The following is a 15,431-nucleotide window of genomic DNA, read 5'->3' as shown; positions in this document are numbered from 1 at the left end:
GACCTGCCCCCTCACTCGGGCCAGTCATCGTCGCCGTGCAGCTGCCGGTGTACGGACAGCAGCTCTACTTCGGGCCGTGCGACGACCAAGCGCTCACAACGGTCCATGACGTCCGTCAGGTGTCCGGCGTCCCCGGACACCACCGCCAGGCCGATACGGGCCCTGCGGTACAGGTCCTGGTCCCCCACCTCCGCGACGCTCACCGCGAATTTGCGGTGCAGCTCGGCGACGATCGGGCGGACGACGGAGCGCTTCTCCTTCAGCGACCGTACGTCGCCGAGAAGCAGGTCGAAGGACAGCGTCCCTACGTACATGCAAGACGGGTCAAGCCACCCGTGGGGCCTTAGGGGTACCTCCCGGCGTCGGCCGGGGGCGTACGTGCCATTTCGAACCGTACACGGAACGACCGGGGCCGATCGACGGAAATTCCCGCCGACCGGCCCCTCCCGCCCGTCGCCCGGCCACCACTCCTGGTGGACCGCGCTACGCACGGGCTGTCACACGCGCGTCAGCCGCGCGGCTTCTCCCGCATCTCGTACGTCGCGATGACGTCGTCGATCTTGATGTCGTTGAAGTTTCCGAGGTTGATACCGCCCTCGAAGCCTTCGCGGATCTCGGTGACATCGTCCTTGAAGCGACGCAGGCCCACGATGGTGAGGTCCTCCGCGATGACCTTGCCGTCGCGGATGACGCGCGCCTTGGTGTTGCGCTTGACCTCGCCGGAGCGGATGAGCACACCCGCGATGTTGCCGAGCTTGGACGAACGGAAGATCTCGCGGATCTCGGCCGTACCGAGCTCGACCTCCTCGTACTCCGGCTTGAGCATGCCCTTGAGGGCCGCCTCGATCTCCTCGATCGCCTGGTAGATGACCGAGTAGTACCGGACGTCGACGCCCTCGCGCTCGGCGCGCTGCGTGGCACGACCCTCCGCGCGGACGTTGAAGCCGATGACGATCGCGTCGGAACCGGTCGCCAGGTCGATGTCGGTCTCGGTGACCGCACCGACGCCGCGGTGCAGCACCCGGATGTCGACCTCTTCGCCGACGTCCAGCTGGAGCAGCGAGGACTCCAGGGCCTCGACCGAACCGGACGCGTCGCCCTTGATGATGAGGTTGAGCTGCTGGACCTCGCCCGCCTTGAGCACCTTGTCGAGGTCCTCGAGGGACACCCGGCGGGTGCGCTTGGCGAACGCGGCGTTGCGCTCGCGAGCCGCGCGCTTCTCGGCGATCTGACGCGCCGTGCGGTCCTCGTCGACGACCAGGAAGTTGTCGCCAGCACCCGGGACGTTGGTGAGACCCAGGACCAGGACGGGGGTCGACGGACCCGCTTCCTCGACGTTGTTGCCCTTGTCGTCGAACATCGCGCGGACTCGGCCGTACGCGTCGCCGGCGACCATCGTGTCGCCGACGCGGAGGGTACCGCGCTGGACGAGGACGGTGGCCACGGCGCCGCGGCCGCGGTCGAGGTGGGCCTCGATCGCAATACCCTGCGCGTCCTGCTCGGCGTTGGCCCGCAGGTCGAGCGCGGCATCCGCGGTGAGGACCACGGCCTCCAGCAGGGAGTCGATGTTCAGCCCCTGCTTGGCGGAGATGTCGACGAACATGGTGTCGCCGCCGTACTCCTCGGCCACCAGGCCGTACTCGGTCAGCTGACCGCGCACCTTGGTCGGGTCGGCACCCTCGACGTCGATCTTGTTGACCGCGACCACGATCGGCACGTCGGCCGCCTTGGCGTGGTTCAGGGCCTCGATCGTCTGCGGCATGACACCGTCGTTGGCCGCCACCACGAGGATCGCGATGTCGGTCGACTTCGCACCACGGGCACGCATGGCGGTGAACGCCTCGTGACCCGGGGTGTCGATGAAGGTGATGCGACGCTCTTCGTCGTTGAGCTCGGTCGCGACCTGGTAGGCACCGATGTGCTGGGTGATGCCACCGGCCTCGCCCGCGACCACGTTGGTCTTGCGGATCGCGTCCAGCAGGCGGGTCTTACCGTGGTCGACGTGACCCATGACGGTCACCACCGGCGGACGGGAGACCAGCAGTTCCTCGCCGCCCTCGTTCTCGCCGAACTCGATGTCGAAGGACTCGAGCAGCTCGCGGTCCTCCTCCTCCGGGCTGACGATCTCGACGACGTAGTTCATCTCGTCGGCGAGGAGCTGCAGCGTCTCGTCGGAGACGGACTGCGTCGCGGTGACCATCTCGCCCAGGTTCAGCATGACCTGGACCAGCGACGCCGGGTTGGCGTTGATCTTCTCCGCGAAGTCGGTCAGCGAGGCACCGCGCGACAGGCGAACCGTCGCACCGTTGCCGCGCGGCAGCATGATGCCGCCGACCGACGGGGCCTGCATGGCCTCGTACTCCTGACGGCGCTGCCGCTTCGACTTGCGGCCACGACGCGCCGGACCGCCGGGACGGCCGAACGCACCCTGCGTGCCACCACGGCCGCCGGGACCACCCGGACGACCAGCGAAGCCGGGACGGCCGGCGAAACCGCCGCCACCGCCACCGGGACCGCCGCCACCGGGACGACCGGCGAAACCGCCGCCACCGCCACCGGGACGACCGCCACCGCCGCCGCCACCGGGACGACCGGCGAAGCCACCGCCACCGCCACCGGGACGACCGCCGCCGCCACCGGGACGACCAGCGCCACCCGGACGACCGCCGCCGCCACCGGGACCCGGACGCGGGCCGGCAGCCGGACGCTGCGGCATCATGCCCGGGTTCGGGCGGTTACCGCCGCCGGGACGCGGACCGGCACCGCCGGGCGCCGCACCCTGCGGACGGGGCATCGCACCGGGGGTCGGACGCGTACCGCCGCCCTGGCCCTGCGGCCGGGGACCACCCTGGCCGCCGCCCTGCGGGCGCGGACCGGGCTGGCCGGGACGCGGGGCGCCACCGGGACGCGGGGCCTGCGGACGGGCCATGCCCGTCGAGCCACCGGAGGTGAAGGGGTTGTTGCCCGGACGCGGACCGGCCGGACGGGAGCCGCCGGGACGCGGAGCCTGCCCACCAGGACGCGGAGCGTTGCCACGCTGCTGGCCCTGGCCGGACGACGGACGACCACCGGGACGCGGGCCCGGGGCGGCACCCGGGCGGGCGCCCTGCGGTGCGGCGGGCGCCGGCGACGGCGGGGCCTGGAACTCCGGCTGCGCGGGCGCGGCCGGAGCGGGCTTGGGCGCCGCGGGGCGCGCCGGGGCCGGACGCGGACCCGGGGTGGGGCCAGCGGCAGGCTTGGGGGCCGCGGGGGCCGCGGGGGCCACCGGGGTAACAGGTGCCGCCGGGGTAACGGGTGCCTCCGGGGCAACAGGTGCCTCCGGGGCGGCCAGAGCCGCGGGGCCCGGCTTGGGGGCGCCCGGCTTCGGGGCAGCCGGACGCGCCGCCTGCGCCGGAGTGGGCGCGGACGGCTTCGCGGGGGCCGACTTGCGCGGCGCCGCGGGCTTGCCGGCGGTACGGCCACCGCCGCTGCCCGCCTGGAAAGCGTCGGTCAGCTTGCGAACAACCGGCGCCTCGATCGTCGAGGACGCCGAACGGACGAATTCACCAAGTTCTTGGAGCTTGGCCATGACGACCTTGCTCTCAACACCGAACTCCTTGGCGAGTTCGTAAACCCGGACCTTAGCCACTTCGCTCCTTCTAGGTCCGGGTGTCCACCGGACCGTCGCTACTTCATGGGCGTACTCATCGCGTACTCATCGAGTGCTCATCGCAATCTCGACCTACTTCCGACTCGCGAGGTACCTGACCGCACGGTGTTCCGTGCGCTGTGCGTTTCTTGCTGTGCCTCATTGCCATGGCTGCTGCTCAACGCGCGCCCCCTTCGACGAACCGGCGCAACTCCGCCGTCTCGAATGGGCCGCGGCCCCGGTAGGCCCGGGGGAACGCCCGGCGGCGAACCGCCAGGTCGAGGCAGACCAGTGTCCGGTGCACGTAAGCACCCCGGCCGGGCAGCGTACCGCGAGGATCGGGGACGCACTCGCCCTCGATCACCACGATGCGCAGCAAATCGCCCTTGGCCGCTCGCTCCCGGCAACCCAGACAGGTGCGCTCAGGGCATGCGCGGGCATGCGTCCGGCCAGACACTGCTTAAGTCTACCTCCCCACGGCCACTCCACCCCGATGGGGTAAAGCCGGATCCGTTGCTCAGAATTCCCTGCGCGGCGCCGCGGCACCACTTCTTTTCGTCCCGCCGCGGCCCCGCGGCCCGGTGGCTCAGCCCTGCGCCGACGCGTGCTCGGTGTCGGGGCGGATGTCGATCCGCCAGCCGGTGAGCCGCGCCGCGAGCCGGGCGTTCTGCCCTTCCTTGCCGATGGCCAGCGACAGCTGGTAATCGGGCACGGTCACGCGGGCGGAGCGCGCCGACAGGTCCACGACCTCGACCTTGCTGACCCGGGCCGGGGACAGCGCGTGCGCCACCAGCTCGGCCGGGTCGTCCGACCAGTCCACGATGTCGATCTTCTCGCCGTTGAGCTCGGCCATCACGGCCCGCACCCGGCCGCCCATCGGCCCGATGCACGCGCCCTTGGGGTTCAGTCCCGACCGCGTCGACCGCACCGCGATCTTCGTGCGGTGGCCGGCCTCGCGGGCGATGGCGGCGATCTCCACCGACCCGTCGGCGATCTCCGGCACCTCCATGGCGAACAGCTTCTTCACCAGGTTGGGGTGGGTACGCGACAGGGTGACCGAGGGGCCGCGGACGCCCTTGACGACGCGGACGACGTACGACCGCAGCCGGGTGCCGTGCGTGTACTCCTCGCCCGGGACCTGCTCCTGCACCGGCAGGATGGCCTCCAGCCGGCCGATGTCGACCAGGACGTTCTTGGGGTCCTTGCCCTGCTGGACGACGCCGGTGACGACGTCGCCCTCCCGCCCGGCGTACTCGCCGAACGTGATCTCCTCCTCGGCGTCCCGCAGCCGCTGCAGGATGACCTGCTTGGCAGTGGTCGCCGCGATCCGCCCGAAACCGGACGGGGTGTCGTCGAACTCGCGCGGCTCGGCACCCTCCTCCAGGTCCTCCGGGTCCTCCTTCGCCCACACCGTCACGTGCCCGGTGCTGCGGTCCAGCTCCACCCGCGCCCGGCGGCGGCTGCCCTCGGTGCGGTGGTACGCAATGAGGAGGGCCGACTCGATCGCCTCGACCAGCAGGTCGAACGAGATCTCCTTCTCCCGCACCAGACCCCGCAGGGCACTCATGTCGATGTCCACGGCTACGCCTCCTCCTTGTTCTCGTCGTGCTCGTCGTGCTGGTCTGTGTTCGCGTCCTGCGACGCCTCGCCCTGGGCGGCACGGGCGGGCTTGGGGTTGAACTCCAGCTCGACCCGCGCCTTGGCGATCTCCTCGAAAGCGACCCGGCGGGCCGTCGGCTTGCGGCCCTTGACGCCCGGAACCTCCAGGTCCAGGCCGGTGTCGTCGGTGGCGATGATCCGTGCCACCAGGTCACCGCCCTCGTGGAGGCGGGCCTTGATCAGGCGGCCGACGGCGCGGCGGTAGTGCCGCGACTCGGTCAGCGGCCGGTCGGCACCGGGCGAGGTCACCTCAAGGGTGTACGGGGCGCCGCCCATCGCGTCGGTGTCGTCCAGGACCTTGGACGCCTCGCGGCTCAGCTCGGCACATTCGTCCAATTGGACGCCCGCGTCGGAATCGACCACGATCCTCAGCACCCGGCTCTTGCCGGCCGGGGTCACCTCGATCTCTTCCAGATCCAGGTCTCGCGCGGCGACGAGCGGTTCAAGCAGTCCGCGCAGCCTCTCGCTCTGGGTGGTGCTCATCCGGGTGACTCCTCGGCCGCGTGTGCTGTTGTGGGTAGGTCGCGTGTCGGGTCAAAGCCTATCGGTTCCGGCGGGGTACTGACGATTCGGTGGGTCGTCATGGATACGCTCGCCTGCGGTGATCACGACGGAAGACCCCGGGAAGTGCAACGTGCCGAAAGTGGCGCTCACACGCAGAACGACCCTGCTGGCCGGCGCCGCCCTGGGGGGCGCGGCACTGCTCGCCGGGTGCGCCGACAGTGCCCGGCCCGCGCCGGACGCCCCCGAGCACTCGGCGGCCGCGGAACGGCTGCGGGCCCGGGCCGCCCGGGACAGCACGGCGTTGCTCGCGCGGTACGACGCGATGCTCGCGGCGCATCCGGCGCTGGGGACGCGGCTGCGGCCGCTCCGGGCCGAAGTCGCCCGCCACGCCGAGGCGTTCACCTCCGACCGGCCGTCCGCCGCTGCCTCCGCTTCTGCCTCGGCGCCGCCGGCCGGCGCGGCGCGGGAGGCCGACGCGCCCCGCGTACCGACCGATGAGCGGGGCGCCCGTACGGCGCTCGCCGACGCGGAACGCACGCTCGCGGACGCCCGTACGGCGGCCTTGGTGTCCGCACCGGGCGAACTTGCACGGCTGCTCGCCTCGGTCGCGGCGGCGGGGGCGGCCCATGCGTACCTCCTGACGGAGGTCGGGTGAGGCGGACGCCGTCGAACCCGTGCCCTGTGGTGCGCAGGGCGATGACGTACGGCGCGGAGCCAACGGCGAGGCGCCCCAGCAGAGGGAGAAGGAACGGGGTATGACGACGACGGGCGCACCGCGTGACGGGGGTCGCGACCGCGACGAGTTGACGGCGACGCAGGCCGCGCTGGCGGCGGAGCACGCCGCGGTGTACGGGTACGGCGTGGTCGGCGGGCGGATCGGGGCCGGGCGACGCACGGAGGCACAGGCCGCGTACGACGCGCATCGGTCACGGCGGGACGCGCTGCGCCGCGCCGTGCGGGACCTCGGCGGCACGCCGCAGGCCGCGGCCGCCGGTTACGCGCTGCCGTTCCCGGTGCCGGACGCGGCCGCCGCGGTGCGGCTGGCCGCGGAGTTGGAGGACCGGGTCGCGGCCGTCTACACGGACCTCGTCCGGGCCGCCGGTGGTGCGCACCGCACGGAGGCGGCGGCGGCGCTGCGCGAGGCGGCGGTGCGGGCGGTCCGCTGGCGGGGCAGCGGCGTAGCCTTCCCTGGGCTCGTGGAGCGGGCCGCGGCGCCCGCCCCGTCGGGTGCCGCGGGCACCGACTCCGACGCGCTGTGACGACCGGCCGCCGCGGCGGCCACTCCCCCACGAAAAGGACAGCTCAGGCATGGCAACGGCACCCATCGAACCGCCGCAACGATTGGTGAGCGCGCTCAGCGGCGATCAGGAGGGTCCCGTACGGGCCTGGCTGGCGGCGCTGCCGGAACTGGTCCAACAGCGGCTGGACGCCTGGGAGTTGACGCTGGATCGGGTGCACGCACCGGGTGGTGGCAGCAGTCTCGTGGCGTTCGTGCGGCAGCAGGACGGGACGCCGGCGGCGTTGAAGTTCCCGGTGCCGGGGCGGGCCGCCGCGCAGGAGGCGGCGGCGCTGCGGGTGTGGGACGGCTGGGGTGCGGTGCGACTGCTGCGGGCCGACGAGGCGAGCGGTGCGCTGCTGCTGGAGCGGTTGCAGGGATCGGTGTCGCTGCGCTCGCTGCCGGAGGCCAAGGCGCTGCTGGAGGCGGCCGGCACGGTGCGCCGGCTGTGGGTGGCGCCGCCGGCGGGGCATCCGTTCGCCACGGTGGCGGAGCGGACCGCGGCGGACGCGGAGCGGCTCCGGGCGGCCGGGGAGCCGGCGGGTGCCGGGCCGCTGCTGGACGAGGCGCTGGAGCTGGGGCGGTCGCTGCCGGCCGGGGCGGCGGAGGATTTCGTGCTGCACGGGGCGTTCCGGCAGGGGAAGGTACTGGCCGGGGAGCGCGCGCCGTGGCTGACGGTGGGACCGTCGCCGCTGGTCGGCGAGCGGGCGTACGACCTGGCGCGGCTGGTGCTGGACCGGTTCGAGGATCTGCTGGCCGGGTCGGGCGCGGCCGCGGTGGCCCGACGGCGGGTGGCGAAGCTGGCCGACTCGCTGGACGTGGACCGGGAGCGGCTGCGCGGCTGGACGCTGTACCGGGCGGTGCGCGCGGGGGTGCGGGAGTCGGTGTCGGGTGACCGGCGGCGGGGCGAGTCGCTGCTGGAGTTCGCGACGTACGTGTAGCGGGCGGGTACGGCAACGGGCCGGCGGGGCGGGTGCCCCGGCCGGCCGGCCCGTTGCCGTATGCGGTCAGGCGCTGAGGCGGGCGACGGCCTCCGCGACCGTCAGCTCCTCGCGCTCGCCGGTGCGGCGGTCCTTGACCTCGACGACGCCCTCGCCGGCGCGGCGGCCGGCGACGACGATGGTCGGCACGCCGATCAGCTCCGCGTCGGTGAACTTCACGCCGGGCGAGACGCCGGGCCGGTCGTCGACCAGGACCCGCAGGCCGGCGGCGGTGAGCTGGTCGCTGACCTCCAGGGCGAGTTCGGTCTGCTTGGCCTTGCCGGCCGCGACGACGTGGACGTCGGCGGGGGCCATCTCGCGGGGCCAGCACAGGCCCTTGTCGTCGGCGTGCTGCTCGGCCAGCGCGGCGACGGCCCGCGAGACGCCGATGCCGTACGAGCCCATGGTCACGCGGACCGGCTTGCCGTTCTGGCCCAGCACGTCGAGCTGGAAGGCGTCGGCGTACTTGCGGCCGAGCTGGAAGATGTGGCCGATCTCGATGGCGCGGTCCAGCTTCAGGCCGGTGCCGCAGTTCGGGCAGGGGTCGCCCTCCTGCACCACGACCGCGTCGAGGTACTCGTCGACCTCGAAGTCACGGCCGGCGACGACGTTCTTGGCGTGCACGCCTTCCTTGTTGGCACCGGTGATCCAGGCGGTGCCGGGGGCGATGCGGGGGTCGGCGAGGTACGTCACCTTCGCCAGGCCCTGCGGGCCGACGTAGCCGCGGACGAGGTCGTCGCGGCCCACGAAGTCCTCGGCGGTCACCAGCTCGACGGCGGCCGGGGCGAAGTGCGCCTCGACCTTGTCCATGTCGACCTCGCGGTCACCGGGCACGCCCACGGCCACGATCTCGCCGCCGACCTTGACCAGGAGGTTCTTGAGGGTGGCGGAGGCCGGCACGCCGAGGTGCGCGGCGAGCGTCTCGATGGTCGGGGTGTCCGGCGTCGGGATCTCTTCCAGCGCGGGCACGTCGGCGGCGTCCACCGGCTTCAGGGCGTAGGTGATCGCCTCGGTGTTGGCCGCGTAGTCGCAGCTCGGGCAGTCGGCGAAGGTGTCCTCGCCGGCCGCGGCCGGGGCGAGGAACTCCTCGGACTTGGAGCCGCCCATGGCGCCGGCGGTGGCGGCGCAGATGCGGTAGTCGAGGCCCAGGCGCTCGAAGATCCGCTGGTACGCGGCGCGGTGCAGCGCGTACGACTCGGCGAGACCCTCGTCGGCGGTGTCGAAGGAGTACGAGTCCTTCATCTGGAACTCGCGGCCGCGCAGGATGCCGGCGCGCGGGCGGGCCTCGTCGCGGTACTTGGTCTGGATCTGGTAGAGGATCACCGGCAGGTCCTTGTAGGACGTGCACTGGTCCTTCACCAGCTGGGTGAAGATCTCCTCGTGGGTGGGGCCGAGGAGGTAGTCGCCCCCCTTGCGGTCCTTCAGGCGGAACAGCTCGGCGCCGTACTCCTCCCAGCGGCCGGTCGCCTCGTAGGGCTCCCTGGGCAGGAGGGCGGGCAGCAGGACCTCCTGGCCGCCGATGGCGTCCATCTCCTCGCGCACGATCCGCTCGACGTTGGCGAGGACCTTCTTGCCGAGCGGCAGCCAGGACCAGACACCGGCGGCGGTGCGGCGCACGAAACCGGCGCGCACCAGGAGCTTGTGGCTGAGCACCTCGGCGTCGGCCGGGTCGTCGCGCAGTGTCTTGAACATCAACCGGGACATGCGCTGGACCTGTGCGGCGTTGGCCATGGGAGTTTCTCCTGCGTAAGAAAGGTGACTCCCTGGAGGTTAGCCGTAGGGGTATCGCGCGAGGAAATGCGATTCCGCTGCGCTTGGCCCGCTTCCCACGTTTTTGGCTTTCCCGCCGTGTGGGTTCCGTCTTTGCGCCTTCGGCGCGGGGGGGCCGCTGCGCGGGGCTTTCGGGTGCGGTGACGGGCCGGCGGGCGATGTCCTGGTAGCCCAGGGAGCGGTACAGGCCGCGGGCCGGGCTTTCGGTGTCGATGGCGGAGAGGATGCTGCGGGGTTCGGCGGCCCCGTCGGTGATCCGGGTGATCAGGCCGCGGCCGATGCCGCGGTTCTGGTAGGCGGGGTGGACGTGCAGTTCGGTGATGACGAAGGAGTCGTCGAGCCAGTGGTCCAGGCCCTGGCTGCGCAGGTAGGGCTCGACGACGGTGGACCACCAGTGGGTGCGGTCGTTGGGCATGCCGTAGACGAAGCCGACGAGCCGGCCGGCGGGGGTGGTGGCGCCGAGGGCGCGGGCGCCGGGGCAGCCGAAGTGACGCAGCACGATGTGGCGGCGGACGGCGATCTCGTCGTCGCCGAGTCCGAAGGCGAGGGCTTGTACGGCGAGCGCGTCGTCCACGCGGGCAGCGAGATCGAGCGGGCCGACCGCGACGTCATCCATGGTCGGAGCGTACAAGGCGACGGGTCAGAAAAGTACGCTCATGAACGCGCCGACTTCCTCGAAGCCCACCCGGCGGTAGGCGGCGCGGGCGGCGGTGTTGAAGTCGTTGACGTAGAGGCTGACGACGGGGGCGACGTCGCTGAGGGCGTAGCGGAGGACCGCGGCCATACCGGACTCGGACAGGCCCTTGCCGCGGTGCGCGGGGGCGACCCAGACGCCCTGGATCTGGCAGGCGTGCGGGGTGGCGGCGCCGATCTCGGCCTTGAAGACGACCTTGCCGTCCTCGATGCGGGCGAACGAGCGGCCGGCGCCGACGAGTTCGGCGACCCGTGCCTGGTAGAGCAGTCCGCCGTCGCCGGCCAGCGGGGAGATGCCGACCTCTTCGGTGAACATGGCCACGCACGCGGGCATGATCAGGTCGAGTTCGTCCTTGCGGATCCGCCGGACGCAGGGGTCGGGGGCGATCTCGGTGGACGGGGTGCGGGTGACCATCAGCGGCTGGTGCGCGCGGATCTCGCGGGCCGGGCCCCAGTGGGGTTCCAGCAGTGACCAGAGCACGGCGGTGGGGCCGGCCGGGCCGACGATGGAGGAGCAGCGGCGGCCCTGGCGGCGGGCGCGTTCGGCGAAGCCGCGGACGGCTTCGGGGGTGGCGCAGACGGGGACGAGGTTGGCCCCGGCATAGCAGAGGGACTCCAGTCGGCCGCCGACGTACCAGCCCCACATCTCGCCGCCCAGCCGCCAGGGGTCGAGGCCGGCGACCTGGACCCGGGCGGCGACGAAGGCGTTGGCGACCGGGTCGCGGTCCAGGACCGCGAGTGCCGCGTCGAGCTCTCCCGGTTCGAGGACCTTGATGGTGGTGGTCGTCAGCACGTGTTGGGAAGCCTCACCGTTGCGGGCCTGGGAGGCCAGGCGGAGCGGGTCCTGGCACTGTACCTCCACGGGCCGGGAAGCACCCCGGGCTCCTGGGGGCGACGGGCACGAGCCCCGCGGCCCGGGAGGGCGGCGGGGCTCGGACGGGGTGCGGTGCTGGTCAGCCGGCGGCGGTGACGACCGGCTCGCCGGAGGCGACGCCGTCGGCCTCCATCTGCGCGGCGATCTTCAGGGCCTCTTCGATGAGGGTCTCGACGATCTTGGACTCGGGGACGGTCTTGATGACCTCGCCCTTGACGAAGATCTGGCCCTTGCCGTTGCCGGAGGCGACGCCGAGGTCGGCCTCGCGGGCCTCGCCGGGGCCGTTGACGACGCAGCCCATGACGGCGACCCGGAGCGGGACCTCCATGCCCTCCAGGCCCGCGGTGACCTCGTCGGCGAGCTTGTAGACGTCGACCTGGGCGCGGCCGCAGGACGGGCAGGAGACGATCTCCAGGCGGCGGGGGCGGAGGTTGAGGGACTCCAGGATCTGGATGCCGACCTTGACCTCCTCCACGGGCGGGGCGGAGAGCGAGACCCGGATGGTGTCGCCGATGCCCTCGCTGAGCAGCGCGCCGAAGGCGACCGCGGACTTGATGGTGCCCTGGAAGGCGGGGCCGGCCTCGGTGACGCCCAGGTGGAGGGGGTAGTCGGACTGGGCGGCGAGCTGGCGGTAGGCGTTGACCATCACGACCGGGTCGTTGTGCTTGACCGAGATCTTGATGTCGCGGAAGCCGTGCTCCTCGAAGAGGGACGCCTCCCACAGGGCGGACTCGACCAGGGCCTCGGGGGTGGCCTTGCCGTACTTCTGGAGCAGGCGCCGGTCGAGGGAGCCGGCGTTGACGCCGATCCGGATCGGGGTGCCGGCGGCGGAGGCCGCCTTGGCGATCTCCTTGACCTTGTCGTCGAACTGCTTGATGTTGCCCGGGTTGACCCGGACCGCGGCGCAGCCGGCGTCGATGGCGGCGAAGACGTACTTCGGCTGGAAGTGAATGTCCGCGATCACCGGGATCTGCGACTTCCTCGCGATCACCGCGAGCGCGTCGGCGTCGTCCTGGGTGGGGCAGGCGACCCGGACGATCTGGCAGCCGGAGGCGGTCAGCTCGGCGATCTGCTGGAGCGTGGCGCCAATGTCGGAGGTCCGGGTGGTCGTCATCGACTGCACCGAGACCGGTGCGTCTCCGCCCACGGCGACCGTACCGACCTGGATCTTGCGGCTGACCCGGCGGTCGGCGAGCTTGGTCGGGACGTCCGGCATTCCCAGTGCGATGGCAGTCATCTGGCGAGCAACCCCAAGGTATGGATCAAGGCCCGGATTCGGCGGGCTCCGGTCATCGAGCCTACGGCACCCGGGTTGCCGGAGGCACATCGAACCCTGAGGCCCCTCGAAAGGGGGCGGCCGGGCACGTCCATACGGTCGCAGCGTGCCCGGCCGGGTTTTTGCGGCTTATGTCAGCTTCACCGGGTTCACCACGTCGGCGACCAGCACCAGCAGGGTGAAGCAGATGAAGATCCCGGCGACGACGTAGGCGATCGGCATGAGCTTGGCCACGTCGAAGGGGCCGGGGTCGGGGCGCCGGACGACCTTGGCGAAGGCGCGTCGCAGCGACTCCCACAGGGCGCCGGCGATGTGGCCGCCGTCGAGCGGCAGCAGCGGCAGCATGTTGAACAGGAACAGCGAGAGGTTGAAGCCGGCGACCAGGAAGAGCATGGTCGCCACCCGCTGCTCCGGCGGGATGTGCAGGGAGAAGACCTCGCCACCGACCCGGGCCGCGCCGACCACGCCCATCGGGGAGTCCTGTTTGCGCTCGGCGCCGTTGAAGGCGGCGTTCCACAGGTCCGGGATCTTGCCGGGGAGGTTTATCAGCGACGCGGCGCCCTGCTGGACCATGTTGCCCATGCGGTCGACGGACTGGCCGAAGGACTGCTGGACGATGCCGCTGGCCGGGGTGAAGCCGAGGAATCCGGCGGTGACGTACTGGCCGGGGAGGTAGCCGCCGCGGCCGTCGGTCTTGGCGACCTTGTTCTCGATGAGGTCGGCGTGCAGCGTCTGTCGGGCGCCGTGCCGCTCGACGACGAGCGTGGCCGGTCCGGTGGTCCGGCGGATCTGGTCCTGGAGGGTGCCCCAGTCGGGGACGGCGTGGCCGTTGAAGGAGACGATCTTGTCGCCGGCGCGCAGGCCGGCGGCCTTGGCCGGGGAGTCCTTGGCACCGGCCGAGCACTTGTCGGTCTTCGCGGAGGCCGCGATGACACAGTCGGAGACCGAGCTGACCTGGGTGGTCTGGGTGTTGATGCCGAAGCCCATCAGCACGCTCATGAAGATCACCACGGCCAGGACCAGGTTCATGAACGGCCCGGCGAACATCACGATCACGCGCTTCCAGGGCTTGCGCGTGTAGAACAGCCGGTGCTCGTCGCCGGGCTGGAGCTCCTCGAAGGCCGCCGAGCGGGCGTCCTCGATCATGCCGCGGAACGGCGAGGTGGAGCGGGCCTGGAGCTTCCCGTCGTCGCCGGGCGGGAACATGCCGATCATCCGGATGTAGCCGCCCAGCGGGATCGCCTTGACGCCGTACTCGGTGTCGCCCTTCTTCCGGGAGAAGATCGTCGGCCCGAAGCCCACCATGTACTGCGGCACGCGGATGCCGAACATCTTGGCCGTGGTGAGGTGGCCGAGCTCGTGCCAGGCGATGGAGAACAGCAGGCCGACGACGAAGACGACTATGCCGAGAATGGTCATCCAGGTCGTCATGCGCGAGCCTCCGAGGGGGTGCGTGCCGCCGCGGCGGCCAGTTCGCGGGCGCGGGCGCGCGCCCAGGTCTCGGCCTGCAGGACGTCCGCAACGGTCAGGGAGGTTCCGTCGCCGGGCGTGCTGCCGGGGCGGGCTCCGTCCTGGCTCTGCTTCTTCACCACTCCGGATGCCAGCCCTTCGTCGACCACTGCGGCGACCGTATCCACAATCCCTGTGAACGGCAGCCCGCCGGTGAGGAACGCCGCCACGCACTCCTCGTTCGCGGCGTTGAAGACGGCCGGGGCGGTGCCGCCCAGTTCGCCGACCCTGCAAGCCAGCGGCACGGACGGGAAGGCGTCCTGGTCGAGCGGGAAGAACTCCCAGGTCTGGGCGGTCTTCCAGTCGATGCCGGGCGCCGCGTCGGGGACCCGGTCGGGCCAGCCGAGGCCCAGCGCGATGGGCATCCGCATGTCGGGCGGGCTGGCCTGGGCGAGGGTGGAGCCGTCGGTGAATTCCACCATCGAGTGGACGTAGGACTGCGGGTGGACGGCGACCTCGATGCGGTCGAAGGGGACGTCGAAGAGCAGGTGCGCCTCGATGACCTCCAGGCCCTTGTTGACCAGGGTCGCGGAGTTGATGGTGACGACCGGGCCCATGGACCAGGTGGGGTGGGCCAGCGCCTGCTCGGGGGTGACGCCGGCCAGCTCGCGCCGGGTGCGGCCGCGGAACGGGCCGCCGGAGGCGGTGACCACCAGCTTGCGGACCTCGGCGCGGGTGCCGCCGGTCAGCGCCTGGAAGAGCGCGGAGTGCTCGGAGTCGACGGGGATGATCTGGCCGGGCTTGGCGACGGCCTTGACCAGGGGGCCGCCGACGATCAGCGACTCCTTGTTGGCCAGGGCCAGCACCCGGCCGGCCTTCAGGGCGGCGAGGGTGGGGGCCAGGCCGATGGAGCCGGTGATGCCGTTGAGGACGGTGTGGCAGGGCGAGGCGGCGAGCTCGGTGGCCGCGTCGGGGCCGGCCAGGATCTCCGGCAGCGGTTCGCCCGCGCCGTAGTGTGCGGCCAGCGCCTCGCGGAGCGCGGGCACCGTGTCCTCGCGCGCCACCGCCACCGCGGTGACCCTCAGCCGGTGCGCCTGCTCGGCGAGCAGCTCGACCCGGCCGCCGGACGCGGCGAGCGCGGTGACCCGGAAGCGGCCGGGGTTGCGCAACACGATGTCGATGGCCTGGGTGCCGATCGAACCGGTCGAGCCGAGGATCACGATCTCCCGGGGGCTTGCCGGGTCGCCGGCGGCAATGTCACCGGTGGCCGGCTCGAAGCGCAGGTGCGGGTGGGCGAGGCTGTCCGTCATGTGGTCCATTGT

At 72.2% G+C, this 15,431-nt stretch carries 13 protein-coding genes and 1 pseudogene; 3 read left to right on the top strand and 11 right to left on the bottom strand.

The features are described from left to right. Window positions 1-11: 11 nt before the first annotated feature. The 5 genes from ACO0M4_RS04290 to rimP all read right to left on the bottom strand — a co-directional run bounded on the left by ACO0M4_RS04290 (window position 12) and on the right by rimP (window position 5,770). Window positions 12-314, bottom strand: a complete 303-nt coding sequence (locus tag ACO0M4_RS04290; RefSeq protein WP_430368255.1) for a DUF503 domain-containing protein — start codon at window positions 312-314, stop codon at window positions 12-14. A gap of 194 nt (window positions 315-508) precedes the next feature. Next, window positions 509-3,628, bottom strand: coding sequence for a translation initiation factor IF-2 (gene infB / locus ACO0M4_RS04285; protein ID WP_430368254.1), 3,120 nt, complete (start codon window positions 3,626-3,628; stop codon window positions 509-511). A 178-nt stretch (window positions 3,629-3,806) separates the two neighbouring features. Next, entirely contained in the window at window positions 3,807-4,085 is a 279-nt protein-coding gene (locus ACO0M4_RS04280; protein WP_078508206.1) for a YlxR family protein, read from the bottom strand. Between the two features lie 129 nt (window positions 4,086-4,214). Next, the gene (nusA, locus tag ACO0M4_RS04275) at window positions 4,215-5,207 is read right to left on the bottom strand and encodes a transcription termination factor NusA (RefSeq protein ID WP_430368253.1); all 993 of its coding nucleotides are present in this window, start codon (window positions 5,205-5,207) and stop codon (window positions 4,215-4,217) included. Window positions 5,208-5,209: 2 nt separating this feature from the next. After that, window positions 5,210-5,770, bottom strand: coding sequence for a ribosome maturation factor RimP (gene rimP, locus ACO0M4_RS04270; protein WP_430368252.1), 561 nt, complete (start codon window positions 5,768-5,770; stop codon window positions 5,210-5,212). A 160-nt stretch (window positions 5,771-5,930) separates the two neighbouring features. Between rimP and ACO0M4_RS04265 the strand changes: the two genes are divergently transcribed. The 3 genes from ACO0M4_RS04265 (at window position 5,931) to ACO0M4_RS04255 (ending at window position 8,008) form a co-directional block, all read left to right on the top strand. Further along, window positions 5,931-6,446, top strand: coding sequence for a hypothetical protein (locus ACO0M4_RS04265; RefSeq protein WP_430368251.1), 516 nt, complete (start codon window positions 5,931-5,933; stop codon window positions 6,444-6,446). 100 nt (window positions 6,447-6,546) lie between these two features. Then, on the top strand, window positions 6,547-7,050 hold the full coding sequence (locus tag ACO0M4_RS04260) for a ferritin-like domain-containing protein (protein WP_430368250.1): 504 nt from the start codon (window positions 6,547-6,549) through the stop codon (window positions 7,048-7,050). Between the two features lie 49 nt (window positions 7,051-7,099). Further along, entirely contained in the window at window positions 7,100-8,008 is a 909-nt protein-coding gene (locus tag ACO0M4_RS04255) for an aminoglycoside phosphotransferase family protein (protein WP_430368249.1), read from the top strand. A gap of 66 nt (window positions 8,009-8,074) precedes the next feature. Here ACO0M4_RS04255 and ACO0M4_RS04250 read toward each other — a convergent pair whose 3' ends face one another. The 6 genes and pseudogenes from ACO0M4_RS04250 to dxr form a co-directional block, all read right to left on the bottom strand. After that, window positions 8,075-9,778 carry a proline--tRNA ligase gene (locus ACO0M4_RS04250; protein WP_430368248.1) on the bottom strand — a complete coding sequence of 568 codons (1,704 nt, stop codon included), beginning with the start codon at window positions 9,776-9,778 and terminating at the stop codon, window positions 8,075-8,077. A 163-nt stretch (window positions 9,779-9,941) separates the two neighbouring features. Then, window positions 9,942-10,433 (bottom strand): annotated as a pseudogene (locus ACO0M4_RS04245) (GNAT family N-acetyltransferase); the annotation flags it as partial. Window positions 10,434-10,457: 24 nt separating this feature from the next. Next, window positions 10,458-11,303 carry a GNAT family N-acetyltransferase gene (locus ACO0M4_RS04240; protein WP_430371238.1) on the bottom strand — a complete coding sequence of 282 codons (846 nt, stop codon included), beginning with the start codon at window positions 11,301-11,303 and terminating at the stop codon, window positions 10,458-10,460. A gap of 160 nt (window positions 11,304-11,463) precedes the next feature. Next, entirely contained in the window at window positions 11,464-12,621 is a 1,158-nt protein-coding gene (gene ispG, locus ACO0M4_RS04235; protein ID WP_430368247.1) for a flavodoxin-dependent (E)-4-hydroxy-3-methylbut-2-enyl-diphosphate synthase, read from the bottom strand. A gap of 168 nt (window positions 12,622-12,789) precedes the next feature. Further along, window positions 12,790-14,091: a M50 family metallopeptidase gene (locus ACO0M4_RS04230; RefSeq protein WP_430368246.1), complete on the bottom strand. Its 1,302-nt coding sequence runs from the start codon at window positions 14,089-14,091 to the stop codon at window positions 12,790-12,792. Beyond that, window positions 14,088-15,419, bottom strand: coding sequence for a 1-deoxy-D-xylulose-5-phosphate reductoisomerase (dxr, locus tag ACO0M4_RS04225; RefSeq protein ID WP_430368245.1), 1,332 nt, complete (start codon window positions 15,417-15,419; stop codon window positions 14,088-14,090). The genes ACO0M4_RS04230 and dxr overlap by 4 nt, the downstream gene beginning before the upstream one ends. Between the last annotated feature and the right edge of the window lie 12 nt (window positions 15,420-15,431).

The sequence above is a fragment of the Streptomyces sp. RGM 3693 genome, from assembly GCF_050471125.1.
Lineage (GTDB): Bacteria > Actinomycetota > Actinomycetes > Streptomycetales > Streptomycetaceae > Streptomyces.
The sequence above is the reverse complement of the archived record's forward strand: the minus strand, read 5'-3'. Positions and strand labels throughout refer to the sequence as shown.

Bases quoted from the DNA above. Each gene is read 5' to 3' on its own strand.
- ACO0M4_RS04290 (WP_430368255.1), bottom strand. From the start codon at position 314: ATGTACGTAGGGACGCTGTCCTTCGACCTGCTTCTCGGCGACGTACGG.
- ispG (WP_430368247.1), bottom strand. From the start codon at position 12,621: ATGACTGCCATCGCACTGGGAATGCCGGACGTCCCGACCAAGCTCGCC.
- ACO0M4_RS04250 (WP_430368248.1), bottom strand. From the start codon at position 9,778: ATGGCCAACGCCGCACAGGTCCAGCGCATGTCCCGGTTGATGTTCAAG.
- rimP (WP_430368252.1), bottom strand. From the start codon at position 5,770: ATGAGCACCACCCAGAGCGAGAGGCTGCGCGGACTGCTTGAACCGCTC.
- dxr (WP_430368245.1), bottom strand. From the start codon at position 15,419: ATGACGGACAGCCTCGCCCACCCGCACCTGCGCTTCGAGCCGGCCACC.
- ACO0M4_RS04230 (WP_430368246.1), bottom strand. From the start codon at position 14,091: ATGACGACCTGGATGACCATTCTCGGCATAGTCGTCTTCGTCGTCGGC.
- ACO0M4_RS04255 (WP_430368249.1), top strand. From the start codon at position 7,100: ATGGCAACGGCACCCATCGAACCGCCGCAACGATTGGTGAGCGCGCTC.
- ACO0M4_RS04260 (WP_430368250.1), top strand. From the start codon at position 6,547: ATGACGACGACGGGCGCACCGCGTGACGGGGGTCGCGACCGCGACGAG.